Source organism: Rhodococcus sp. DMU2021 (genome assembly GCF_019641445.1).
Taxonomy (GTDB): Bacteria; Actinomycetota; Actinomycetes; order Mycobacteriales; family Mycobacteriaceae; genus Rhodococcus; species Rhodococcus pyridinivorans.
This window is the reverse complement of the sequence record NZ_JAIFKB010000004.1, coordinates 397,820-422,250: the sequence shown is the minus strand read 5'-3', so window position 1 is coordinate 422,250 and position 24,431 is coordinate 397,820. Positions and strand designations below refer to the sequence as shown.

At 68.5% G+C, this 24,431-nt stretch carries 19 protein-coding genes; 4 read left to right on the top strand and 15 right to left on the bottom strand.

What is annotated here, in order from left to right; translation table 11 throughout:
- Positions 1-313: 313 nt before the first annotated feature.
- The 11 genes from K3M35_RS10330 to K3M35_RS10280 all read right to left on the bottom strand — a co-directional run bounded on the left by K3M35_RS10330 (position 314) and on the right by K3M35_RS10280 (position 14,518).
- The gene (locus tag K3M35_RS10330) at positions 314-1,273 is read right to left on the bottom strand and encodes a cutinase family protein (RefSeq protein ID WP_220666369.1); all 960 of its coding nucleotides are present in this window, start codon (positions 1,271-1,273) and stop codon (positions 314-316) included.
- Positions 1,274-1,293: 20 nt separating this feature from the next.
- Positions 1,294-1,854 carry a DUF732 domain-containing protein gene (locus K3M35_RS10325; protein ID WP_072740470.1) on the bottom strand — a complete coding sequence of 187 codons (561 nt, stop codon included), beginning with the start codon at positions 1,852-1,854 and terminating at the stop codon, positions 1,294-1,296.
- A 133-nt stretch (positions 1,855-1,987) separates the two neighbouring features.
- Positions 1,988-3,904, bottom strand: coding sequence for an alpha/beta hydrolase-fold protein (locus K3M35_RS10320; RefSeq protein WP_024102676.1), 1,917 nt, complete (start codon positions 3,902-3,904; stop codon positions 1,988-1,990).
- Between the two features lie 258 nt (positions 3,905-4,162).
- Complete coding sequence (locus tag K3M35_RS10315; protein WP_220666368.1) at positions 4,163-5,173, bottom strand: alpha/beta hydrolase family protein; 1,011 nt, start codon at positions 5,171-5,173, stop codon at positions 4,163-4,165.
- Between the two features lie 267 nt (positions 5,174-5,440).
- The gene (gene zomB / locus K3M35_RS10310; RefSeq protein ID WP_308257069.1) at positions 5,441-7,387 is read right to left on the bottom strand and encodes a flagellar motor control protein ZomB; all 1,947 of its coding nucleotides are present in this window, start codon (positions 7,385-7,387) and stop codon (positions 5,441-5,443) included.
- A gap of 4 nt (positions 7,388-7,391) precedes the next feature.
- A complete protein-coding gene (locus K3M35_RS10305; protein ID WP_033097846.1) occupies positions 7,392-8,297 on the bottom strand; it encodes a decaprenyl-phosphate phosphoribosyltransferase in 906 nt (301 codons plus the stop codon).
- Positions 8,294-8,791: a phosphatase PAP2 family protein gene (locus tag K3M35_RS10300; protein WP_024102673.1), complete on the bottom strand. Its 498-nt coding sequence runs from the start codon at positions 8,789-8,791 to the stop codon at positions 8,294-8,296. Before K3M35_RS10300 ends, K3M35_RS10305 begins: the two co-directional genes overlap by 4 nt.
- A 46-nt stretch (positions 8,792-8,837) precedes the next feature.
- Positions 8,838-10,775 carry a glycosyltransferase gene (locus tag K3M35_RS10295; protein WP_006553438.1) on the bottom strand — a complete coding sequence of 646 codons (1,938 nt, stop codon included), beginning with the start codon at positions 10,773-10,775 and terminating at the stop codon, positions 8,838-8,840.
- On the bottom strand, positions 10,772-11,992 hold the full coding sequence (gene glf / locus K3M35_RS10290) for a UDP-galactopyranose mutase (RefSeq protein ID WP_220666367.1): 1,221 nt from the start codon (positions 11,990-11,992) through the stop codon (positions 10,772-10,774). The genes K3M35_RS10295 and glf overlap by 4 nt, the downstream gene beginning before the upstream one ends.
- 72 nt (positions 11,993-12,064) lie before the next feature.
- Positions 12,065-12,817 carry a MerR family transcriptional regulator gene (locus K3M35_RS10285; RefSeq protein WP_006553436.1) on the bottom strand — a complete coding sequence of 251 codons (753 nt, stop codon included), beginning with the start codon at positions 12,815-12,817 and terminating at the stop codon, positions 12,065-12,067.
- Positions 12,818-12,958: 141 nt separating this feature from the next.
- Complete coding sequence (locus tag K3M35_RS10280) at positions 12,959-14,518, bottom strand: SpoIID/LytB domain-containing protein (protein ID WP_006553435.1); 1,560 nt, start codon at positions 14,516-14,518, stop codon at positions 12,959-12,961.
- 273 nt (positions 14,519-14,791) lie between these two features.
- On the opposite strand from K3M35_RS10280, the gene K3M35_RS10275 reads away from it, so the two are divergent.
- Positions 14,792-16,936 (top strand): N-acetylmuramoyl-L-alanine amidase, encoded by a 2,145-nt coding sequence (locus K3M35_RS10275; RefSeq protein WP_220666366.1) that lies wholly within the window; start codon positions 14,792-14,794, stop codon positions 16,934-16,936.
- Positions 16,937-16,961: 25 nt separating this feature from the next.
- On the opposite strand, the gene K3M35_RS10270 is transcribed toward K3M35_RS10275, so the two are convergent.
- Positions 16,962-17,963 (bottom strand): HAD family hydrolase, encoded by a 1,002-nt coding sequence (locus K3M35_RS10270; RefSeq protein WP_259443871.1) that lies wholly within the window; start codon positions 17,961-17,963, stop codon positions 16,962-16,964.
- Positions 17,926-18,741: a 1-acyl-sn-glycerol-3-phosphate acyltransferase gene (locus K3M35_RS10265; RefSeq protein ID WP_006553432.1), complete on the bottom strand. Its 816-nt coding sequence runs from the start codon at positions 18,739-18,741 to the stop codon at positions 17,926-17,928. The genes K3M35_RS10270 and K3M35_RS10265 overlap by 38 nt, the downstream gene beginning before the upstream one ends.
- A gap of 63 nt (positions 18,742-18,804) precedes the next feature.
- On the opposite strand from K3M35_RS10265, the gene K3M35_RS10260 reads away from it, so the two are divergent.
- Positions 18,805-19,617, top strand: a complete 813-nt coding sequence (locus K3M35_RS10260; protein WP_217579291.1) for a hypothetical protein — start codon at positions 18,805-18,807, stop codon at positions 19,615-19,617.
- Between the two features lie 52 nt (positions 19,618-19,669).
- On the top strand, positions 19,670-21,253 hold the full coding sequence (locus K3M35_RS10255; RefSeq protein ID WP_019290360.1) for a Rieske 2Fe-2S domain-containing protein: 1,584 nt from the start codon (positions 19,670-19,672) through the stop codon (positions 21,251-21,253).
- A gap of 14 nt (positions 21,254-21,267) precedes the next feature.
- Here the strand turns inward: K3M35_RS10255 and K3M35_RS10250 are convergent, their stop codons facing one another.
- Positions 21,268-22,470, bottom strand: coding sequence for an MFS transporter (locus K3M35_RS10250; protein WP_064060539.1), 1,203 nt, complete (start codon positions 22,468-22,470; stop codon positions 21,268-21,270).
- A 92-nt stretch (positions 22,471-22,562) separates the two neighbouring features.
- Here K3M35_RS10250 and K3M35_RS10245 point away from each other — a divergent pair, with 92 nt between their 5' ends.
- Positions 22,563-23,063 (top strand): PaaI family thioesterase, encoded by a 501-nt coding sequence (locus K3M35_RS10245; protein WP_217579292.1) that lies wholly within the window; start codon positions 22,563-22,565, stop codon positions 23,061-23,063.
- Between the two features lie 19 nt (positions 23,064-23,082).
- Here K3M35_RS10245 and K3M35_RS10240 read toward each other — a convergent pair whose 3' ends face one another.
- Positions 23,083-24,429, bottom strand: a complete 1,347-nt coding sequence (locus tag K3M35_RS10240; RefSeq protein ID WP_220666365.1) for a glutamate-1-semialdehyde 2,1-aminomutase — start codon at positions 24,427-24,429, stop codon at positions 23,083-23,085.
- Positions 24,430-24,431: the final 2 nt, after the last annotated feature.

Here is a 24,431-nt window from a genome sequence, read left to right as displayed (position 1 = left end):
ATCGGCGCCCCGGTACGTACGCCCGACCGAGGCGAGAGCTCGTGACAAGGATCATTCCCGGTCGCGGGCCGTCGCTACGCCCCCGGAGGGGGCCGGCCGTTCGCCGTGCCGTCACTGGCACCATGAACCTCTTCTCCTGTGGCAGTCGTCGTGCGCCACGATCCCGGACGGCCGGGCCGCAGCCGAGGGATGAGTCTAAAGGCAGCCCGTCTTTCGAGTGTACCGGGTGGTGAGATCGGACACTACCGGCGAGTAATATGTGGGAGGGTTCACTCGGACCCGAACCTCCCCCGCGTGCAGCGACGGCTGCACCTCATTCTTCTGCGGGTTCCGGTGCGGCATCGATCTTCTCCGCCGCCCAGTTCGCGATCCACTGCGTCGCGGTCGTGCCGTTCTCGTCCACGACGTAGGTGTTGTACATCGCGTGGATCGGGTTGTTGACGTACTCGAGCAGGCGCGGAGCGGCCGACATCCAGTTGGCGGGATTCAGCGCGTTCGGTGGTGCGTCACAGATACTGTCCGTGGGCGCGCAGATTTGGATCGTGCGGTCGTCGAGCTCCCCGAAGCCACCGGGACGCGCGCCGGTCATTGTGATCCCCGGCAGCCGCAGGCCGTCGAGCGACAGTTCGGCGCCCACTCCGGCGACGGGCGCACCGATGTCGGTGCCCGAGACCCCGTCGCGGCGACCGTCGGCAACGAGTGCGACACCGAGCACCCGGTCGGCGGGGACCGGGCCGTTGCCGGCACCGATCTGCGCGGCGACGTCGCCCACGATCACGGCGCCCTGCGAGAAACCGGTGAGCACGTAGGTGGTCAGCGGGCACTCGGCCGAGCGTCGCGCGAGGATTTCGGTGGTGGCCGCGAATCCCTCACTGCGGCTGTTGTTGTAGGACTGCTGGCCGTCCGGCGGGATCGCAATGGGGTTCGAGAACTGCGCGACGTACGGCACCGTGTAGACATCGGCGCGTTGGGCATCGAAACGCTCCTGCAGCGGCCTCGTCACGTTGAGCATGAGCGAGTACGGGTTCGCGGCCGGAGCGTACGGATCGTCGCCCACCGCGGACTCCCAGGTGCCCGGCACCGCGACGACCTGCACGTCGGGGCACGAGGCCGGCTGCGACTGCGGCTCCTCCGGCCCGGGCGGGGTAGGAATCGGCGACGGGATGTCCAGCCGCCCCGCGAGCATGTACCAGAGCACCAGCACGATCGCCAGGACGAGCAGCGCCCCCACGACCACGATCCTGCGTCCGCGACGCTGCTTCGTCCTGACCATTCGTGCTGTCCCCGCGTTCCCTAGTTGCAGTACGTCTCGCCGGCGACGGCGATGTACGTGTCGGCCGTCGAGGAGGCCTGATCCTCCGACAACTCGACACCACCGGCTGCAGCATCACTACCCACGAGCGCGGTCACGAACACCTTGATCTCCTCCGGCGACCCGCCCTGCGCCTGGGCGCTGCAGATGTAGTCGGCGATGTTCACCGCGCCGGTCTCGTCGCTGGGCTCGACGCCCTCGGCGCGGAGACCGTCGAGGAAGGCCTGTGCGCCGGGCGTGGGAGCGGGTGCTACGCCCGTGTCCTCTCCGCCATCGTCGTCTCCGGCAGCGGGCGAGGACGGAGCCGGGGACGCCTCGCTCGTCTCGGTCTCGCCCGTGGTCTCGGCCCCGGCCGCGCCGGGGGATGTCTCGGCCGCGGAGGTCGATGTCGACGCCGAGGTTTCCGTGGCGGCAGACGTCGTCGGCGTGTTCGTCGCGGTGGAGTCGTCGCTTCCGCACGCGGAGAGAACGGCCGTGGCGGTCAGTGCCGCAGCGAGGGCGCCGAGGACTCGGGTCGAGCGTGAGCGGGTCCGTGCAGGCATGTGGTGGGGTCCTCACATCCGGGATGTCGGTCGAACTTGGTCAGATGCGCCCCAGGCTACAGAGCGGCCCGTGCGGCCGGTAGGAGCGTCCCTCCTCCCCCCGGTTACACGGGCCGACCCTGCTGTCGTTCGGTTACGGCTGCAGCTTCACTTCGTCGCCGTCGAGGGTGATGAAGCCGTTCTGAAAGTTCTGCTGGACACCCTTGCCGTCCACGGCCGGGAACTCGTCGCTGATCGGCAGGCCCAGACGTCCTTCGGCACCCTTCTCGGCGAGCCACGCCTCGAGGATCTTGCCGCGGACCGGCCAGGCACCGGTGAGCGGGCTCCAGTAGATGTTGCCGTGCTGAAACTCGTTGAAGCGACCGTCACGCCCTGCGGGCTGCTCGCTGGCCGTCGGGTAGCCCAGGACTCCCGTCTCGTAGCCGAGCTGGGAGTACTTGTCGAGGATCATGCCCTGCACGCCGTGGGCGCCGGTGTCCTCGCTCCAATACATGGCGCCGATCTCGAAGCCCTGGACCGCGCCGCGGCCGTCGGGGGTCGCCGCCTCGTCGAGGATCGGGTAGCCGAGCGGTCCGCCCTCCCAGCCCTGGTTCTTCCATTCCTCGAAGATCTTTCCGCGGACCGCGTGGGCGCCGTGCTCGGGCGTCCAGTAGATCGCGCCGTTCCGGAAATGGTTGAACCGTCCGCGTCCGTCGGGTGCGACGCGTTCCTCGGTGGTCGGATAGCCGAGCTGCCCGGCCGGACCGCCGACACCCTGGTAGGCGCCGCCGATCGCACCCGCGACCGGCACCGTCGTGCCGTCGGACGAGAAGACGCGGCCGAAGCGGAAGTCCTGCACCTTGCCACCGGCGACGTCGTATTCACCGGTGAGGCAGTCGCCGAGCCAACCGTTCACGTTCGCCACATCGCCGAAGGCGCCGGTGGGGTTGCACTCGGGCTTGTCGACCTCGACCCCGAGGGTGTTGGCGAGCTGCGGCCACAGCTGGTGCAGTTCGAACTCCCAGTACTTCCACGTGTGGGTGCCCGACGGCCGGTACACGATCTGGGCGGGGATGCCCTGCTTCTCGAGCTTCGTCGCGAACGCCTGCGAGGTGAGGCGCGAGAGGATCTCGAGGCCCATGCCGGCGTAGTTGGTGCTGACCCCGGGGATGCCCGACGGATCGTCGTGGGGGCCGGTGGTGCCGCTGCCGCTCGAGACGTACAGGCTCACGCCCTTGAGCTTGTCGGCGAGCAGGTAGGGATCGTGCGACTCCCAGCCCTCGGAGCCGGGCGCACCCCACATCGCCTCGGAGTCGAAACCACCGGCGTCCTGCATCGCGTAGTGGATGGCCTCGGGCATGCCGAGGGTGGTCGTGGTGAGGATGCCGGACAACGACGCCGCGAACTGCGCGAAGCCCGGGTTGCGGGCGGGTAGGAACATCGCGGCGGTACCGCCCATCGACAGGCCGACGACGCCACGCTTGTCGGTGGTACGCCAGTCGCGTTCGAGCAGCGGAGGGAGCTCCTTCGTCAGGAAGGTCTCCCACTTGTAGTTCTGTCCGTTGTTCTGATCGATCCAGTCGGAGTAGAAGCTCGACTGGCCGCCCACCGGCAGCACGACGTTGACGTTCTTGTCGGCGAAGAAGGCCTCCGCATCGGTCTCGAGCGTCCACCCGTTCTCGTCGTCGCGCGCGCGCATGCCGTCGAGCATGAACACCGACGGGAACTTCGCGTCGGGCTTGCTGTTCCAGTCGCGCGCGAGCAGCAGCTGCACCTGGATCGGCGTCCCCATCGACGGCGAGTCGATCCACAGAGCGACGCGGCGATCGGTGAGCCAATCGACAGAGCGGACGGTCGCACCGGCAGTGCTCGTCGGGCCGGACTGGGCGATGAGCGGATCGGCGGTAGCCACCGAGACGGTGGTCAGACCTGCGGCGACGGGCGCGACGAGGGCTGCGGCGATCAGTGCGAGCGCACGGGATCTTCTGCGCCGCGCACCCGCGACGCGAGCCGCTCTCCTGCTCGGCCCCGTCCGTCGCTCACCGTGCTCGAGCTCAGTTCGCATCTGCATCGCTCACTTTCTGCGTTGCCGGATTTCCTGCCGAAGTGCGGCTTCGGGTGGACCGCGACGGCGGCAGTGGCAGGGCGCCCGGCTGGGTATGCCGACTCGGGATACCGGAGTCCCGGATGTTGTTTCTACACCGGCGGCACCCGGAATCGCGGGTGCCGCGCTGTGACAGGTGAGAAAATTGTTGCAGAAAGTTACGACGCCGCCCACTCACCGGATCGGTGAGCGGGCGGCGTCGTTGCTAGCAGTGCGTACCGGAGATCAGAACGCGTTCAGCGCCTCGAGGATCTGCGGGCGTGCCTTCCACAGCTGATCCTCCCAGTACTTCCATGCGTGCGTGCCGCGCGCCGGGAAGTCGAAGGTAGCCGGGATGCCGAGCGTCGCCAGCTTGAGCTGGAACGCGCGGGTCTGGGCGAGGGACAGCGCCTCGAGCGCCATGCCGTTGGCGGTGTTGTAGTAGCCGACGAAGCCCTGCGGGTTGTCGTGCTCACCGGGCAGACCGCTGGCGGCCGAGATGTACAGCGACAGACCCTCGAGCTTCGGAGCGAAGACGAACGGGTCGTTGCGCAGCCACGCCGGGCTCCACGGCGGGCCCCACATCGAGTCGACGTTGAACTGGCCGGCGTCGAGCATCGCCACGCGGATGGCCTCACGCATGCCGGGAGCCGACAGGTTCAGGTAGCCGGACAACGACGACGCGAACTTGAACTGGTCGCGGTGGTAGGCGGCCAGGGTCAGGGCGGCGGAACCGCCCATCGACAGGCCGAGAATGCCGTTGTTGTTGCGCGACACGCCACGGGTGGCGAGATAGTCGGGCAGCTGCTCCGTCAGGAACGTCTCCCACTTGTAGGTGATGTCCTGGCCGTTCAGGTTGGACGGCGCGTACCAGTCGGTGTAGAAGCTCGACTGTCCGCCGACCGGCATGATCAGGCTGACGTTGTCGTTCGCGAACTGCTGCAGGGCGTTCGTCTCGAACGTCCAGGCGTTCGCGTCGTCCCGAGCGCGCAGGCCGTCGAGCATGTAGAGCGCCGCGTCGCCACCGCGCGCAGCCCACTGGATCTGAACCTTGATCGGGCCCATGTCGGACTCGACGAAGACCTCTTCGAAGCCCCCTGCAGGCGCGCGGTGCGAGACCGGCGCTCCCTGCGCCGGCGCGGCGACGGCGGCGGTGGTTCCGACGAGGCCGGCAGCCACGGGGAGGACCAGAGCTGCGGCGGCGGTGCCGAGCAGTCGCCGTCGAAGGCCCTGCCTCAACCTCGGGACAAAACGCATGAACAATGCTCTCTTTCTCGTCTGCGGCGTCCGCGTTCGCGTCCCCCGGATTCCGGCGATGACGACCGCGGAAGGCCGCCCCAAGTCACACTGCGGTCAAAACTGTAAAGGACCGCGTGATCTCTGACAAACCCTGGTTTCAACAGCTCTTGGGCACCTCTTGACCTATAGGTCAAGCACGCGCTGCCGGAAAGTTACCTATCCGTGATGCGTCGTGATCCTATCGAGACAGTCGAAGGGGGCCAAGTTGATCTCGGTGTCCGGCCGTCACCCCCGCGGCGGTGGCATCGGCAGGTCACAGCGCTGGATCTCGTACTTCGGCACCCGTTCGATCCGGTACGAGGCGTAGTCGAACGCGTTGCGCAGGTTCCTCTTGAACAGTGCCCACGTGAGTTCGGCGCTCGAGGAATCGATCATCTCCCGGGTCTCGGGACAGGTCAGCGCGGTCTTCGCCATCGCGACCCAGTCCTCGTCGAGATAGCCCGGCATCCACGGATGGACGTCGACCATGCCCGAATCGGCGACCACCCAGTCGGGGAACAGGATCTTGTCATGGCCGATCCGGCCGTCCTCGAGACGCTCGGTGTGCGCGGCGAGCGGGTAGGCCAGGCCCATCTGGTCGACGACCCGCACGTCCAGACCGGTGTTCATGCTGGTCATGCCCAGGTTCAGGAAGAACACCGTGTGCCCGGCACCGCCCGGTGGGATGGGCTCGGGTGGCGGCACGACGTCCCACGCGTCGAAGGAGGGGGTCGGCAGCAGCAACCCGCCGTTCGGGGTGTTCGCGATGGCCTCGACCATGGCCCGCATACGTGGGTAGTCGAGATAGTCCTCGGCCAGGATGGGATGCAGATGCCCGGTGTTGAGGGCGTAGAAGGCGCGCTCGTCGACGATGCCGGATCGGCCCACCACGGCGCCCTCGGTCATGCCGGTCGTGGTGGCCGCGGCGGCCGTCCACACGACGGTGCCCAGCCACAGCACGGCCAACGCACCCGCGACCTGCGTCGGCCGGTTGTTGCCGAGCTCCGCCCGGTCCGGGATCCGCAGCGGGACGACGGCGACGGGCAGGAGCAGGCAGAACAGCGGCGGCAGGAGGACGCGGCCGTGCATGAAGTCGCCGCCCACACGCAGCGAGTACAGCGCGAGCAGCACACCGGAGCCGAGGAACAGCACGACGACGGCGGTCGGCGTGCGCAACAGCTTCTGCGCCCAGGTCAGCGTGGCCCGCACGTCGCGCGGATCGGGACGCGCCGCCGCTGCGGTGAGGCCCACCACCTCACGGCTGGTCGCGAGGACGAGCGCGGCGAGGACCGCGAGGACCAGCAGCGGCAGCCACAGCAGGTACGGCGAGACGAGGTTGCCGAGATATTCGAGGCCCTGCGACCACTTGGCACCACCGGCGTCCTTGGCGACCGCGGTGTTGGGATAGGGCAGTCCGTAATAGCCCATGCGCCAGATCTGGTAACCGATCGGGATCATCCCGGCGACCGCGACCATCGCGACCCGGATGCGCAGGTCGAGGCCGGGCGCGAGGAACAGCATCGCGAGTGCGAGCACCGCGACCAGCGCGAGTTCGGGTCGCACGAGCGGGCCGAGTCCGGCGACGAACGCCGTGGCGAGGATCTGCCCGGTACCCGGGAGCGATCCGTCCCCTCCCGGCGTGGGGGTCGCCCACCGGGCCATGAGCAGCCACAGCAGGCCGAGCCAGCAGATCACCAGGCAGGACTCGAGGCCCGAGGTGGCGAAGTCGCGGGCCGGGGGCACCGCGATGTAGACGAGGACACCGGCGGGCAGGAGCAGCACGGTGCCCGTGGTGGCGCGCAGTCGCCACCGGTACAGGCGTGCGGCGCCGAGCATGGCGAGGACGATCGCGCCCGTCGACAACACGAGCGCGATCGTGAGCACCACGTATTCGAGGCGGAGGCCGGTGAGCCATCCGCCCGCGTAGACGATGTACGTCCACGCGGTGGAGGTGTTGGCCTCCACGCGCTCCCCCGCGTTGAACACCGGCCCGTTGCCGGCGAGGAGGTTGCGCACGGTTCGCAGGACGATGAGACCGTCGTCGGCGATCCAGCGCCGCTCCCACGCTCCCCAGAACATCAGGAACGCGGAGACGACCACACCCGCGGCGAACACACCGCCGGTGAGGCGGTCACGCCGAACGGGCCCGACCGTACTGGACGGTCCGGCCTCGGTGTCGTGGACGCCGTGCACGACGTCAGAAGAGGTAGACAGCACCGCCGACCACCAGGATCCACACCACTGCGAGCAACTGCAGCACCCGGTCCTTCAGGGCGATCTCCTCGGGTTCGCCGGCTTCACCGCCGTCGACGTCGACCGCGTAGCGCAGGATGGCGACGACGAACGGGACCATCGAGATGGCGTACCAGTTGGAACCGGCCACGTTGTCCTGTTCGAACGCCCACAGGCCGTAGCAGAGCACGACCGCCGTCGCCGCGACGGTCCACACGAACCGCAGGTAGGTCTCGGTGTAGTACTCGAGCGACTTGCGGATCTTCGCGCCGGTGCGGGTTGCGAGGCGCAACTCGGCGTACCGTTTGCCGGCCGCCATGAACAGCGACCCGAACGCCATGATCAGCAGGAACCACTGCGACAGCGGGATCTCGGCGGCCACGCCACCGGCGATGGCACGGATCAAGAAGCCCGACGAGACGATGCAGATGTCGAGCACGGCCTGGTGCTTGAGCCCGAAGCAGTACGCGAGCTGGATGCCGATGTACACCGCCATGACGACGGCGAGCTGCCAGTTCGCGATGAACGACAGCGCGATCGAGCCGACGAGCAGCACCGTCGCGAGGATGTACGCGAGTCGCACCGGGAGCACGCCGGCCGCGATGGGCCGGAACCGCTTGGTGGGGTGTGCACGGTCGGCTTCGACGTCCATCGCGTCGTTGACGAGGTAGATGCCCGAGGCGGCCATACAGAAGACGACGAAGGCGAGCGCGACGGGCAGCAGCACGTCGACCTGGGTGACCGAGCCGGCCGCCATCGGGGCCGCGAGCACCAGGACGTTCTTCACCCACTGTCGGGGACGGACCGCCTTGACGATCCCGGCGCCCAGGCTCTTGGGCGCCTCCTTGACGGGCGCCGGTTCCTCGCTCATCGATCTCCCCACTTCGTCTCTGCCCGCGCCACGACGGCCGCGGACGCCGCACCGAGTGCCGCACCCGCCAGTACATCCGTCGGATAGTGCACGCCCAGCACCAGGCGGGACAGCATCATGGGCGGCACGAGCACCGCGGGAAAGGGTAGCCCGGTGGTGCGGGCGAGTAGCACGGCCGCCGCAGTCGTGGACGTCACATGCGACGACGGGAAGCTCAGCCGGCTCGGCGTGGACACGTTGACCTGCACCGTCGGGTCCACCGGCCGCGGACGGCGCACGACCCGCTTGATGACGACGGACGCCGCGTGGGCACCGAACGCGCCGACCGCCACGCTCGCCCACTTGCGGCGACGGGGACGGTCGACGAGGGCGCCGGCGGCGCCGATCGCGATCCAGCCGAGAGCGTGCTCACCGAAGTGCGACATGCCGCGGGCGATCGTCGTCGCTGCGGGTACGGCACCGGCGGTGGCCTGGACGGTCTGCAGCACCCGCACCTCGGTGTCGGTGCTCTTCCAGTGACGTGCAGCCGCAGTGCCGGGGTCAGTTGCCGATTCCGAAGACACGCTCCCACTCCTCCTTGCTGGTCAGGGCGGGAACCGCGTCCCGGTACCGCTTCTTCATCTCGGGGAACCGGCGCGCGAGTTCGCGTCGCAGCCTGAGCGCCTCGGTGAGCAGGGCCTGGGCCTGAGCACGGTCGCGCTTACGGTAGACGACACCCCGACCGTCCGCCGTGGTGACCGTCACGCCGTCGACCTGCGAGAGCAGGAACCACCGCGCGTCGATGGTGGGCACGTTCAGCTGCGGCCGCTCGTGGTGCTCGCGGTTCTCGGGGCGCACGTTGTGCAGCACACCCTTCGCGAGACGCCTGACCTTCGCGACCGCACCCTCGGGCAGTCCGACGGCCCCGACCTCGGCGCCGGATGCCATCGGCAGTTCGGTCGACGACGGCAGCACCACGGCGTCGGGGAAGTTCTTCCGGAGCGCGTGCACCTCGCCGAGGGCACGCGGCAGCAGCTCGAACAGGTTCTCCGGACCGGCGAGGAAGTCCTCGATGGCCTTGTTCTGGATCGCGACCGTCGAGTACTCGAGACACACGAGGTGCTTGATCGTGGCCTTGATCGTGTCGAGCACCATCGGCTTGGCGTCGCCGTGCTGGTGCAGCGCGGCCACGACGAGCCGGTTGCGCAGATGGAAGTACGCCTGCCAGTCGATGGCGTCGTCCTTGTCGCTCCACGCCATGTGCCAGATCGCGGCGCCGGGCATCGTCACCGTGGGGTAGCCGGCGTCCCGTGCCCGCAGGCCGTACTCGGCGTCGTCCCATTTGATGAACAGCGGCAGGGGCTGGCCGATCTCCTCCGCGACGACGCGCGGGATCATGCACATCCACCAGCCGTTGAAGTCGACGTCGATGCGTCGGTGCAGGAGCTTCGAGTTCTCCCGGTCGCGCAGCGGCTTGGTGGAGAAGTCGTGGTCGTACTCGACGTTCGGCGCGGCACCCCACATGAAGTTCGAGCGGTGGATGACCTCGCCCATGGTGTGCAGGTGGCTGCGTTCCTGCAGGTTGAGCATCTGCCCGCCGACGAGCATGGGCTTCTTCGCGAATCGCGACAGGGCGAGCGCGCGCAGGATCGAGTCGGGTTCGATCTCGATGTCGTCGTCCATGAACAGGATGTACGGGCTGGAAGTGGTCTTCAGCGCCTCGTACATGATGCGGCTGTAGCCGCCGGAGCCACCGAGGTTGCCCTGGTCGTGGATGACGAGACGGTCGCCGAAGGGTTCGGCGGCCTCCGCGAAGTCGGCCTCGTCGCGAACCTTGCGGGTGCCCTGGTCGGGGATGATGACGGCGTCGACGACGTCCATCACCAGCGGGTCGGACGCGAGCGCACGCAGCGCCTTCACGCAGTCGGCAGGGCGGTTGAAGGTCGGGATGCCCACTGCGACCGAGGCGTGTCCGGGCGCCTCGACAGGTGCGTACCAGCCGGCGGCGTGCAGCGTGACCTCGCTGTCGGTGGTGACGTCGAACCACAGCCAGCCGCCGTCCTCGAACGGCCCCAGGTCGGCTTCGATCTCGACGACCGTGTCGGACCCGCGGAACTCGCGGCCGGTGACGTGGATGCGGCTCGAGTCGGCCTTGCTGCGGTACAGGTCGACGCGGCCGTGGCCGGTGAGTTCGAGTCGCAGCACCACCGAGCCGAGCGTGCTCCAGCGACGCCAGTAGCTCGCCGGGAAGGCGTTGAAGTAGGTGCACAGCGACACCTCGGACTCGGCGCCGATCGCCAGCGTCGTCCGGCTCGTCGCGTGGGCGCGACGCGCGTTGGTGGGCGACTCCTCGAGGTAGAGCGTGCGCACGTCGAGGGGCTCGCCCGGGCGCGGCAGGATGATGCGCTGCAGCAGCGACCGGCCGAGCAGTTCGTCCTCCGTGGCGGGGGTACTCGCCGCCTCGTGCTTCGCGACGGCCGCGTGCTTCGCGGCGCTCACGAGGCGTCCCCGGCGATGGGCGCTCCCGAGTCGAAATGCGGGGCGAGGACGTTGTCGAACATCGACAGCGCGCTCGCGATCGCCATGTGCATGTCGAGGTACTGGTAGGTGCCGAGCCGGCCACCGAAGAGCACCTTGTTGTCCGCGGCTTCCTTCTTCGCGAGGGAGCGATAGGCGTTGAGTTTCTCGCGGTCCTCGGGGGTGTTGATCGGGTAGTACGGCTCGTCGTCGTTCTCGGCGAAACGCGAGTACTCACGCATGATGACCGTCTTGTCGGTCGGGTAGGTGTCGCGCTCGGGGTGGAAGTGCCGGAACTCGTGGATGCGGGTGTAGGGCACGTCGGCGTCGTTGTAGTTCATGACCGGGGTGCCCTGGAAGTCTCCGGTGAGCAGCACCTCGGTCTCGAAGTCGAGGGTGCGCCATCCGAGCCGGCCCTCGGAGTAGTCGAAGTAGCGGTCGAGCGGGCCGGTGTAGACGACGGGGGCTTCCGGGCTCGCGGCACGGACCTCATCGCGCACCTCGAACCAGTCGGTGTCGAGCCGGACCTCGATCCGCTCGTTCTCCGCCATGTTCTCCAGCCACGCCGTGTACCCGTCGACCGGCAGGCCCTCGTAGGTGTCGTTGAAGTAGCGGTTGTCGAAGGTGTAGCGGACCGGCAACCGGGCGATGTTGCCGGCGGGCAGTTCCTTCGGGTCGGTCTGCCACTGCTTGGCCGTGTAGTCGCGGACGAACGCCTCGTACAGGGGGCGGCCGATCAGGGAGATCGCCTTCTCCTCGAGGTTCTTCGCCTCGGCGGTGTCGATCTCGGCGGCCTGCTCCTTGATGAGGGCGCGTGCCTCGTCGGGGCTGAAGTACCGGCCGAAGAACTGCGACACCAGTCCGAGACCCATCGGGAACTGGTAGGCCTGGCCCTTGTGCATCGCGAACACGCGATGCTGGTAGCCGGTGAAATCGGTGAACTGGTTCACGTAGTCCCACACCCTCTTGTTGGAGGTGTGGAACAGGTGGGCACCGTACTTGTGGATCTCGATTCCGGTTTCCGGTTCGGGCTCGGAGTATGCGTTGCCACCGAGGTGGTGGCGACGCTCGATCACGAGCACTCGCTTGCCGAGCTGCGTGGCCGCGCGCTCGGCGATCGTCAGTCCGAAGAATCCGGAGCCGACGACGATCAGGTCGTACTCACCGGTGGAGGGCTGGGGCGCTGATGCAGCAGTCACGGGAGACCAGGGTATGCGACTCCGTCGCGGAGGTGCCCTCTCGGTCCGGGCGGACCGAGAGGGCCGTCACACTCACACGTAGTAGGTGAGCGCGTCACGGACGAATTCGGCGCCCTCCCGTCCTCCGTAGTTCGCCGCGAAACGCTCGTCCTCGACGTACATGTCGGCGAGACCGAGCACGTACTCCCGCGGACTGCCCGCCGCAGTGCCGCCTCCCGGGGTGCCCGGAATCGACGACAGCCAGGCGACGTGCCGCCGCGCGAGGTCCTGCGCTTCGGGGCCCGCCGGGTCGAGACCGGCCCGGGCCGCCGCGATCCAGTCATGGTTCAGCTGCTCGACCTGCTTCATCCAGTCGTGCCTGGCGGCGTCGTCCATGCCCCGCCACCAACGATCGCCCGAGTCGTAGGCGTCCTTGCCCCACCGTTCGATGACCTCGTCCCGGTACTGCGTGTGGTCGAACCCGTCGAACACTTCGTCTGCCACGAGTTCCTCCCCTCTCTCCGTCTTCGCCAAGGTGGTGCGCACCGCCGCGATACGGCGGTCCAACTGCCGGCGCTCGTGTTCGAGCAGGTCGAGGTGGGTGCGCAGTGCGCTCGCGGTGTCGTCGTGACCGGCGAGCACGTCGCGGATGGCGGGCAGGGCCAGTCCCAGATCGCGGAGCAGCAGGATGCGCTGGAGACGCACGAGTGCGTCCTCGTCGTAGAACCGCATGCCGTTGCTGCCGGTGCGGCTCGGATGCAGCACCCCCACGTCGCCGTAGTGCCGCAGTGTGCGGCTGGTGACACCGGCGGCGCGTGCCAGTTGCTGGATCGACCATTCCCGCACGTGCCCACCTCCTTCTTTCCGGCTACGCCCAGCGTGCATCTTGACGTTGCGTCAATGTCAACCATCGTCGTCGCGGTGCCGGAACGCCACCGGCCGGCCGCCCTGTTCGGGGCGACCGGCCGGTCGAGATGTGCCGTCGGGTTACTCGGCGCTACCCGTGCTCGGGAACCAGTCCTTCAGGAAGCTCGCGTCGATGACCTGAGCACCGAGGTCCGGTGTCCACACGATCGCGCCGCCGGTGAAGATCCGGAACTTGCCGATCTCGTCGGGCAGCATCAGCTCGGGGCCGATGGGCGAGCCGAGCACGCTGTCGACGCCGCCGAGGTCCAGATAGGCCTGCTCGATGGGCGAGGTGCCGGTGCCGCTGCCGAAGGGATCGGTGCCGGTTTCGGGGCCGGGTTCGGGTGCCGGAGTGATCTCCGGGGCGTCCTCGTCGATGCCTTCCTTGACGGTGAACCAGTCGGAACGCAGTCCCAGCTTGGTCCGTGCCTCGGCGCCCGTCGTTTCGATGGTGCGGTCGGAGCCGACCACGCGGACCCGGGTCACGCGACCGCCTTCGGGTCCGAGATTGTTGCGGGAGAGCACCTCGAATGCCTGGAGGTCGCCGACGCCGAACTTGCTGCCGATCTCGGCCGCGGTGAAGGTCTTGGCCCATTCGCGGTTCGGGGCGACCTTGTCACCCTCGTCCTCGACGGGCGGGAAGGTGCCGCCGGCCGAGTAGCCGCCGGTGGAGGCGGAGAACTCGCTGCGCACGACCTCGCCGTCCTTCATCAGGACGGTTCCGCGGGTGGTGCGCACACCGTCGTCCGTGCGCGGATCCTCGACGCCCGACCCGCCGTAGACCTGACAGTCCGTGGTGTCGCAGGTCTGCCACTTCTCGTGACGCTTCTCGGCGAGGGCGTAGGACCGCGCGGCGATGGCCTGCGCCCGCAGCGCCTCGGCACCACCGGTGTCGGCCCAGGCGGGCAGCGCCTCGGCGGGGACCACGCTGCGCAGGTAGTCCTCGACGTGGAGGCGGTTGACGGTGCGCGGGGCGGTGCCGTCGAGCACCACACCGAGGGCACCGCGGTAGGTCTTGTCGTCCGAGCACATCGTGAGGTGCTCGTTCGCGGGACGGTCCTCGGCGAGGTCGATCGGGTCCACCCACGGCAGGTCGGTGGCTGCCTGCCACAGCACGTCGCCGCTGCAGCCCTCGGTGACGACGACGTTCGCGCCGCCGTCCGGGGTGGGTGTCAGGTGCGCGGCCTCGCCGGGCGCGAGTTGCTTACCGGCGACGACCATGCCGGTGTCGGAGTAGACGTCGAGGGTGTGGTCGTCGCGCGCCATGAGACGGACCGCGATCATCGCGTCGTCGACCGTGCCGAGTTCGGTGCCGCCGTAGTAGTGGCCGATGATCCGCTCGGCGGTCCACCCGTCCTGGGCGTAGCCGTAGGCACCCCACTGCCCCATGCCACGACCGTGGCCGTGACCGAAGCCACTGAACGTGAAGGGCGTGTCGGCCGAAACCGCTTGCACGACACCTGGTGCCGCCTGGTTGCTCTGGACGAGCGCGCCCACGCCGGCTCCGACGAGCAGCGCGGGAGCGACCCCGATCGCGGCGGCACGGGCGACGGAGGGACGCCATCCGTTGCGCAGCGGCCTGCCGAGGATGATGCGCCGCCTCCGGATCTTGCCTCTGCGCCCGATGGACTGTCGTGACATGACGTTGCTCCCTCGTTGTCGCTGTAGGCGCGAACTCGTGATCCGCGATATCGGACAATTTCGACCGATCCTCAAGCTCAGGTTGAGGCTTAAGGTTTGCTGCGTCTAGTGTGACAAGAGTGACGGAGCTAGGCAACAAATGTCACAGAAGCAACACAAGAATCACGAGTTACAGAACTTTCGTGTCCGAACCGGGCCACGGAAGCGACACGTAAGGGACGATCCGAAGTCGGAACCGTCCGCTGGAGCACCAACGACAGGGAGTAGCAAACAGTGCCGCATCGCCGCCCCAAGCCGTCGATCGTCCTGGGTGCCGTCGCCGCCCTGGCCGTCGCGACGCCCTTCGCCGTCACCGGGCTGACCAGCACCGCTCCCGAGATCCGGAATGCCAACGACACCGTCGAGGCAGTGGCACCCGATATCGCGGAAGTCGTGCTCGCCTCGGTGCCCGACCTGATCATCCCGCTCGAGGAGCTCACCGGTCTCAACCTGCCGGACCTCAGCCTGAAGGAGATCGTCGACGGGCTCCCGCAGATCACGACTGCTCCCGACCCGAACGGCGGACTCGTCCAGCGCGTCGGTGCGACCGTCAAGGAACTCACCCGCGACACCCCGTTCAGCCTCGTCGCGCTCGCCGCCGAGGACGTCGCCGCCACCGACGCGCTCATCCGCGCGCAGCAGGACGACGGCAGCTGGGGTCCCTGGACCGCGACCGAGCCGATCGAGACGCGCGCCGACGACGCCACCAGCGAGGGACGCACGGGCACGGAGCCGATCTACGTCGGTGCCACCCGTGCGGTGCAGGTGCTGCTGACGCCGCGTCCCGGCCCCGAACCGAATCTCGCCGGCGCGGAGGCCCCGCCGGCACCCGAAGCCCCCGCTCCCACTCCCGAGGCACCCGCCCCGGAGGCACCGGCGCCCGAAGCTCCTGCTCCTGCAGCCCCGGCGGAGGCCCCGGTCCCCGCCGACGAGGCACCCGCGCCGGTCGCTGCACCCGCAGCCGATGCACCCGATCTCGGATACGTGCCCGCGTCCTCGTCCAAGCCGCTGCGCGAGAACCCGCTGCAGGCGGCCGCCGAAGCGGTCAGTGCCGTGCTCATCTCGCCCGGCAGCAGCGAAGCGGACGCGCGACTCGAGGACATCGCGAGCCCGCTCGGTAACTCCGGCCTGAAGGTGATCACCCGCCAGCAGTGGGGCGCCGACGAGTCGATGCGCTGCCAGACCCCGACCTACGACGACTCCCTCGGTGGCGCGACCGTGCACCACACCGCGGGCAGCAACAATTACTCGAAGGCCGAATCGGCCGAGATCGTGCGCGCGATCTACGCGTACCACGCACGCACGCTCGGCTGGTGCGACATCGGATACAACACCCTCGTCGACAAGTACGGCCAGATCTTCGAGGGTCGCGCCGGTGGTCTCGACCGCAACGTCCAGGGCGCACACGCGGGTGGATTCAACGAGAACACCCACGGCATCGCGATGATGGGCGACTTCTCGACCCAGGCCCCGCCGCAGGCCGCGGTGGAGTCGGTCGGCAAGTTCCTCGGCTGGCGTCTGGCCCGCGCGGGACTGAACCCCAAGGGCCGCACCACGATGTACTCCGAGGGCACATCGTTCACCCCCTACCCGCAGGGTGCGGCGGTGGATCTGCCGATCATCTTCGCGCACCGCGACGTGGGCAACACCAGCTGCCCGGGTGATGCCGGCTACTCGCAGATGGGCAAGATCCGCGATATCGCCGTCGCTGCGGCAAAGGGCGGTGGCGGTGGCACTGCCCCGCAGCCCTCGAACCCGTCGCCGTCGAACCCGCAACCCTCGAACCCGCAACCCTCGAACCCGTCGCCGTCCAATCCGTCGCCGAACGTGCCGGACATCAACGTCGGAGCGCTCGCCTCGGGCTCGGCCGACACCGCCGAAGGTGTCGTCGACGAGCTGATCCGCCTCAGCGGCCACCCGCTGGTCCAGAAGTGGCTCGCCGAGGGCGGCGAACTCGGACGGCTCGGACAGGCGGTGACCTCGATCCTTCCCGCGGTCAAGAGCGGTTTCGAACGAGTGAATTTCGTCAACGGGGCCATCTACACGTCACCGAACGGCGGCACGTGGACGGTACTCGGCGAGATCTACAAGGCGTGGGAGAAGAACGGACTCGACGCTGGTGAGCTGGGGTTGCCCACCAGCGACGAGTACCGGGTGCCGGACGGTTGGCGTTCGGACTTCGAGTTCGGCTCGCTGATCTTCAACGAGGTCACGGGTGTCGTCACCAAGGTGCTGCGCGCCTACGACGACGCCTACGACCAGGCGATGCAGGATCAGCCGGCCGACGTCGCAGGACCCGCACCCGAGGGTGCTCCTGCGCCCGGACCCGAACCGGCACCTGCGCCGGAACCGGCACCCGAACCGGCGCCCGCGGGCTGACCCGCAGCGCACCGGTAGGAACGAGTCACCGCCACCACCGTTCGAGAACGCGGGCCACCCCGTCCTCGACGTTGGTGGCGGTGACTTCGTCTGCGACCGACTTCGCGTCCGGATGCGCGTTCTCCATCGCCACACCGTGACGCGCTACCGACAGCATCGGGATGTCGTTGGGCATGTCGCCGAAGGCCACGAGATTCTCGTGGGAGACACCCAGTAGCCGGGCCATCTCCTGGAGACCGGAAGCCTTCGTGACCCCCGCCGCGGAGATCTCGATGAGCCCGTGGGTCGTCGAATAGGTCACGTCGACCAGCCCGTGCAGTTTCGGCACGAGAGCCTCCGCCATCTCCCGGCTGGTCGCGCCGGGGAGCCGGACGAGCAACTTGATGGCGGGCTCACTGATCACCTCGTGCTCGGCGAGTTCGGTGTTGTCCGGATTCAGCCAGGCATGTTCGTAACCGGGAGCGCTGACGAACTGCGGCGTCGCCGCGTCGTGGGCCCGATCCCCCACCCGCTCCGCGGCCAGACCGCAACCGGGAAGCACCGACGAGGCCACATCGGCGAGCCACGCCAGTTCGTCGACCTCGAGCACCGCGGCGCTGAGCACACGGTCGGTGGAACTGTCGTAGAGCACGGCACCGTTCGCGCACACCGCCATGGGCGCGTAGCCCAGCTCTTCGACGACCGGCGCGATCCAGCGCGGCGGGCGGCCGGTGGCCAGGACGAACGGAACACCGGAGTCGACCACCGCATGTACCGCGGCGCGGGTCCGATCGGACACCTTCTCGGTGTCGTCGATCAGGGTGCCGTCCACGTCCGTAGCCACCAATCCGGGACGCACCGCGTCCGTGGAAGCAGGACGCACCGCGTCCGTGGAAGCAGGACGCACCGCGTCCGTGGAAGCAGGACGCACCGCGTCCGTGGAAGCAGGACGCACCGCGTCCGTGATGTGGTCCCGATACGGCTCTCGACTCGACTGTGCGTTCACTCCGTCATTGTGCCGAAGTACCGCGGTCGCCGCCTGCGTCATCGTTGCCGCTACCGGCAGCACCTTCACGGGCGGCACGTTCCCGGGCCTTCCGGGCGCGACGCTCGGCGGCCGCGGCCTCGTCCAGGGCGGTCGCCTCCTCGAGGGTCGGCGCGGATCCGCCCAGGCGGCGGGGCACCCAGTAGGCACCGTCCTCGTGGATGTAACCGTCCTGGACCCGGTGAAGCATCTTCTCCATGGTCGCGTGGAGCTGCGCGGTCATCTCCGCTGCCGGCTCGAACGGATGGATGGGGGCGCCCACCTCGATGGTGATCGGGGTGTTCGTACGTCCGAGCCGCTTCGGGTGGCCCTTCGTCCACACCCGCTGCGACCCCCAGATGACCATGGGGACCACCGGGACACCGGCTTCGTTCGCCATCCGTGCCGCGCCGGACCGGAACGCCTTGAGTTCGAAGCTGCGGCTGATCGTCTCCTCCGGGAAGACACCCACGAGCTGACCGGCACGCAGCGCCTCCACGGCGAGTCGGTAGGACTCGCCGGCGTCGCCGCGGTCGACGGGGATGTGCTTCATCGCGCGCATCATGGGGCCGGAGATCTTGTGGTCGAAGACTTCCTTCTTCGCCATGAAGCGGATGTACCGCTTGGTGACCCGGGCGGGGATCCCGGCGTAGGTGAAGTCCATGTAGCCGGTGTGGTTGATCGCGATGACCGCACCACCCGTCGCCGGGATGTTCTCCGCCCCGGTGATCGCGAACTTCAGCCCTTGCGCTGCGAAGAGCGTGCGGGCGACACCGATGATGGTCCGATAGAAGGGTTCCACGCCGGTCAGCCTAGCGGGGCCCGGTGGAGGAACGACCGTGATCATCGTCGAAAGGCCACTACTGTGCGCACCCTCGCCCGAAAGCCCGACGTACTCGCATTCGCCGGCCTCGCCGTCGCCGTGGTCCTCACCGTCGCCGGTTGCGAGGGCGACGGGCAGTCCGGCATCCCGACCGAGAGCCCGGAACCGACCGCGGCGGAAACCGTCGAGGAGACCACCCCCGCCGCGACGCCCGCGGTGGTCGTCGGGGACGTCCCCGGTAATCCCGCCGCCACCGCGGCGCTGCAGGCATGGACGAACGACCTCGTCGGCGGCATCGATGTGGTGGGCAAGTGCTGGACGATCGCCCCGGAACGGGCCCGGCAGATGTACGCCGACGTCGACGCGATCACCGCCGCGGTGCAGCAGCCGGGCAGGGACGGCCAGTACGCGGTGACGTGGTCGGCCGGTGGCATCGACCTGTCCGTCCTGCGCAGCGAGATCGCGTCCGGCTACGCGTGCCCGTACGTGAACCCGACCGGCGCGCCGGGCTACACCGACGAGGACGCCCGCTACGCCGTCGAACGATTCCTCGGACGGGCGATCGGCGCGCCGGTGGATCCGGACGACACCGAGGAGCGGTACCCACTGGTGTGCGAGGCGCGGGGCACGTGGGATCCCTGGGGCACCGGGAACCCCGGAGTGCCGCCGCTGGCCACCGATCCCGACGTCGTCGGCGACCTCGAATCCTTCGACGCCGCGGCCGCTTCCGTCACCCCGGTCTCGGAGGTGTACACGAATGTGACGATTCCGATCGTCGAGGCCGGTACACCCCGTGACCTGGTGGTCCTGCTCACCACGGGCAGCAACGGGTACTGCCTGGGCGCAGTGGACTGACGGGCGGCGCCTACTCTGGTAGGCGTCGGTCAGCACGTCAGGAGGGTACGAAGTGCAGATCACCAGCGTCGGACACGCCGGTTTCCACATCCAGACCGAAGCGGGGTCCATCCTGTGCGATCCGTGGGTCACGCCCGCGTACTTCGCCTCGTGGGTGCCCTTCCCGGACAACACCGGTCTCGACTGGGACGCTCTCGGCAACGTCGACTACCTGTACGTCTCGCATCTGCACAAGGATCACTTCGATCCCGACACGCTGAGCAAGCACGTCAACAAGGACGCGACCGTCCTGCTGCCCGACTATCCGGTACCGGACCTGCGTCGCGAGCTCGAGAAGCTCGGTTTCTCGAAATTCTTCGAGACCACCGACTCCGTCAAGCACCGGCTGCGGCACGGCACTATCGAGGTCGCTCCGCAGGCTCCGCTCTCGCCGGGCGATCTCGACATCATGATCATCGCGCTGCGTGCGCCGGCCGACGGACCGATCGGCGACTCGGGCCTGATCGTCTCCGACGGTGAGTCGACCGTGTTCAACATGAACGACGCGCGGCCGATCGACATGGACGTCATGCACGAGGCGTTCGGGAAGATCGACATCCACCTGCTGCAGTACTCGGGCGCCATCTGGTACCCGATGGTCTACGACATCCCGAAGAAGACCAAGGCCAACTTCGGCAAGCAGAAGCGCCAGCGCGGCATGGACCGTTGCCGCAGCTACATCGACCAGGTCGACGCGACGTGGATCGTGCCGTCGGCCGGTCCGCCGGTCTTCCTCGACGACGACCTGCGCGACCTCAACGACGACCACGGCGACGAGGGCAACATCTTCCCCGACCAGCAGGTCTTCCTCGAGCAACTGCGCATCCACGGCCGCGAGGGCGGTCTGCTCATGATCCCGGGTTCGGTGGTGGATCTGAAGGGCAGCGAGCACATGACGCTCACGCACCCGATCCCCGACGAGCAGGTCGAGGCGATCTTCACGAACAAGGCCGCCTACATCGAGGACATGGCGCAGCGCTTCGCTCCGGTGATCGCGGCGCAGAAGGCGGCCTGGGCTCCCGCCGAGGGCGAGCCGCTGCTGCCCGCACTCAAGGCGAAGTTCGAGCCGATCATGGCGCAGTCCGATCTCATCTGCGACGGCATCGGTTACCCGGTGGGTCTGGTGATGGGCGACGAGACCGTGGTGCTCGACTTCCCCAAGCGCGTCGTGCGCGAACCCATCGAGGGAGAAGGCAAGTACCGCTACGGTTTCCGTATCGCTCCCGAGCTCGTGCGCACGGTTCTGCGCGACGACGAGCCCGACTGGGTCAACACGATCTTCCTGTCCACCCGGTTCACGGCCTGGCGCATCGGCGGATACAACGAGTTCCTCTACACCTTCTTCAAGTGCCTGACCGACGAGCGCATCGCGTACGCCGACGGCTGGTTCGCCGAGGCGCACGACGACTCGGCGTCGATCGAGTTGGGCGGCTACGAGATCCAGCGTCGCTGCCCGCACCTGAAGGCCGACCTGTCGAAGTTCGGTGTCGTCGACGGCACCACGCTGACCTGCAACCTGCACGGCTGGCAGTGGGATCTCGAATCGGGCCGCTGCAAGACCTCGAAAGGTCACGAACTGCGCAGCACCAAGCTGTGATCCGCATCCGGTAGTCACCGCTCCCGTTCGGTCCCGGCGGGTCGCGCCGCGGGCAACAGCCTCGGCGCGACCACGCCCAACCCGACCAGCGGGAGCACCGTCACCGCGACCAGCGCCGCCATCGGCAACCACAGCGAGCCGATCGCGTAGGCGGCGAAGACCGCCACCGACAGCACCTCGCTCGTCAGGCCGACGACGGACGAGACGGTCGCGCGGGCACGACCGGACATCGTGTCCTGCAGGCGCGCCTCGGCGACGATCGCCGTGTTGTGCAGCGCGCCGTAGCCCACACCGATCGCCGTGAATCCGGCGATCCCCCCGGCGAGTGCACCACCGGCGATCAGTGCCGATCCGACGATCACGACGGCACCCATGGTGCGGCCGCTCATCGTCGCAGTCCGTCCGGCGGTCGCGGCACCGACCACCTGTCCGACGGCCGTCAGCGCGACCAGCACCGGCACGAATCCGGTCTCCGCTCCCGATTCGCGTGCGAGGAGAGCGAAGTACTCGTCGAAGGCGAGGCAGGCGAGCAGGGCGGCCGCGAGGACGACCGATCGTCGCACCACCCGGTCGGTGCGGATCTCGGACGTTCCCGCGCGCAGCGACGACATGTAGCGGACGAGGACGGTGTCGCCTCTGCCGGCGATCTCATCGGCCTCCTCCACCTTCGGTGCGGCGGGAAGCGTTCCCACGAGCGCGATGTCGACGACGGTGATCGCGACCGACACCCAACCCACGAGCGCGTAGCCGCCGAGTTCGAACAGCGGTGCCGCCGTGAGGATCGCGACGAAGACACACGTCATCTCACCCGCGTTGGCGTATCCCATGATCGCCGCGTACCGGTGTTCGCACCCGCGCGCGGCGAGTTCGTCGTACACGAGGGCCTCGAAGGTGCCGGATTTCATCGACTCGCTGATGCCCCATAGGACGAAACCGAGCGCGAATCCCCAGTAACCGGGCCACACCAGCCACATCGTGAACGCTGCCGTGAGCAGGGCTCCGCTGCCGAACAGCAGACCGCGACGGGAGACGGTGTCGGCCCACGCACCCGACGGCACCTCGGAGACGAAGGCGACCACCGACCACAGGACGAACAGCGAGGAGATGGAACGGGTGTCGAGACCGTGATCCTCGAACAGCAACGCGTACAGGCCGTAGAGCGGCACGAACTCACGGACGGACGCGTACGCGACCACCCGCGCGGACAGCGAGGTCACCGGATCGGATCAACATCGACGGCGCATGCAACGAGAATGGCACGCCCGGCTCCACATGTCACCCCTCCGGAGGTGGGATACGGTCGGTCATCGTGAGCACGGACGAGCAACAGCAGCGGCAGCGTACCTACACGTGGGAGGACCCGGCACCGACGTCGGCGGCCAACCGCGACATGCACGGACTCGACTTCCTGCGCGGGCTGATGGACGGGACGATCCCGCACCACCCCACCTCCCGCACGCTCGGCTTCACCGTCACCGATGCCGGCGAGGGCTACGCCGAGGTCACCCTCGAGCCGCAGGAGTTCCACGCCAACGCGGTGGGCAGCATCCACGGCGGCGTGCTCGCTACCCTCTTCGACACCGCGATGGGCTTCTGCGTGTCGAGCACCCTCGAGGCCGGGGTCGGGTACACGACCCTCGACCTGCAGGTCCGCTACGTGCGTCCGGTGCAGACCGGCAAGGGCGTCATCCGTGTGCAGGGCTTCTGCGAGCACACCGGACGTCGCACGGCGACGGCGCGCGGCGAGGCCCGTGACTCCGAGGGCCGCCTGCTCGCGACGGGCTCGACCACCTGCCTGATCCTGCGCTGACCGTTTCCTGCACCGACCGCTACGGCAGTCGGCGCGGGGCAGCGAAGCGGCGGAGGGCAGGTGCCACCGGCCGTCCGCGCAGGAGACCCCGGACGCTCCCGGCGTCGATCGCCTTCCGGTACACCACGAGCGCCGCTTCCACCGCGGCGACCGTGAGGTCGATGTCGTCGTCGGTGTGGGCCGCCGACACGACGAACGACTGGCCCAGGACCCCGCGGTCGAGCAGTTCGGCGAGGAACAGCGTCCGGTACTCCTGCGAGGGCGTCCCGTCGGGTCCTCGCGTCGAGAACACCAGGCAGGACGGTCTGCCCTCGACCCGGACGTATTCGTCGAGTCCCATCTCCGCTGAGAGCGCGTTCACCGCGCTGACCAGGCGCGTTCCGGCGGCCTCCATCCGTTCGATCGGCCGCTCGGTCCCGTACGCGCGTACCACTGCGCGGAAGGCCGCGAGCGACGCCGCTTCCGGTCCGTGGGTGGTCGAGAGCAGGAAGACCCGTTCGGCGTCGGTCCCGAGTCCGCCGAGTTCCATGTACTCGCGGCGACCGGCGAGCGCGGAGATGGGGAATCCGTTCCCCATCGCCTTGCCCCAGCACGACAGGTCGGGCCGCACGCCGTAGACCGACTGCGCCCCGTGCTCCGACCAGCGGAACCCGGTGATCATCTCGTCGAGCACCATGAGCGCACCGTGGCGATCGCACAGCCGGCGCACTCCCTCGAGGAATCCGGGTGCGGGTTCTGTTGTGGCAGTGGCCGCTTCGAGGACGACGCACGCCACGGGGTGCGACGTGAGGGCAGCGTCGAGCGATGCGAGGTCGTTGTAGCGGAAGCGCAGCGTGAGTGATCGCGAACTCTCCGGGATGCCCGCGCTCATCGGCGTGGTGCCGATGAACCAGTCGTCGACGGAGAAGAAGGGGTGGTCGCAGACGGCGATGTGATCGCGCCCCGTGACGGCGCGTGCGAGACGGACCGCCGCGGTGGTGGCGTCGGATCCATTCTTGGCGAACTTGACCATGTCGGCGCCGGGCACGAGCGACAGGAAGTCCTCGGCCGCCTCGACTTCGAGGAGGGTGGGACGGCTGAAATTCGTCCCTCTGCGCACGGCTTCGGTGACGGCGTCGACGACCGGGCGGTAGCCGTGTCCCAGCGTCACCGACCGCAGTCCCATCCCGTATTCGACGTAGCGGTTCCCGTCGACGTCCCACACGTGTGCGCCGTTTCCGTGGGTGAGGACCGGCGTCATGTGTTCGGGATACTGGTCCGGACCACGGGCGTAGGTGTGGGCACCTCCGGGCACGAGTTCGTGGAGGCGCCGCTGGAGGTGGGCGGACATGTCGAATTTTTCTGATAGGTCGACGGATTCGGTCATCG

Excerpts from the sequence above, each read along its gene's own strand:
- K3M35_RS10330 (WP_220666369.1), bottom strand. The coding sequence starts at position 1,273 with ATGGTCAGGACGAAGCAGCGTCGCGGACGCAGGATCGTGGTCGTGGGG.
- K3M35_RS10325 (WP_072740470.1), bottom strand. The coding sequence starts at position 1,854 with ATGCCTGCACGGACCCGCTCACGCTCGACCCGAGTCCTCGGCGCCCTC.
- K3M35_RS10320 (WP_024102676.1), bottom strand. The coding sequence starts at position 3,904 with ATGCAGATGCGAACTGAGCTCGAGCACGGTGAGCGACGGACGGGGCCG.
- K3M35_RS10315 (WP_220666368.1), bottom strand. The coding sequence starts at position 5,173 with ATGCGTTTTGTCCCGAGGTTGAGGCAGGGCCTTCGACGGCGACTGCTC.
- K3M35_RS10305 (WP_033097846.1), bottom strand. The coding sequence starts at position 8,297 with ATGAGCGAGGAACCGGCGCCCGTCAAGGAGGCGCCCAAGAGCCTGGGC.
- K3M35_RS10280 (WP_006553435.1), bottom strand. The coding sequence starts at position 14,518 with ATGTCACGACAGTCCATCGGGCGCAGAGGCAAGATCCGGAGGCGGCGC.
- K3M35_RS10270 (WP_259443871.1), bottom strand. The coding sequence starts at position 17,963 with ATGACGCAGGCGGCGACCGCGGTACTTCGGCACAATGACGGAGTGAAC.
- K3M35_RS10240 (WP_220666365.1), bottom strand. The coding sequence starts at position 24,429 with ATGACCGAATCCGTCGACCTATCAGAAAAATTCGACATGTCCGCCCAC.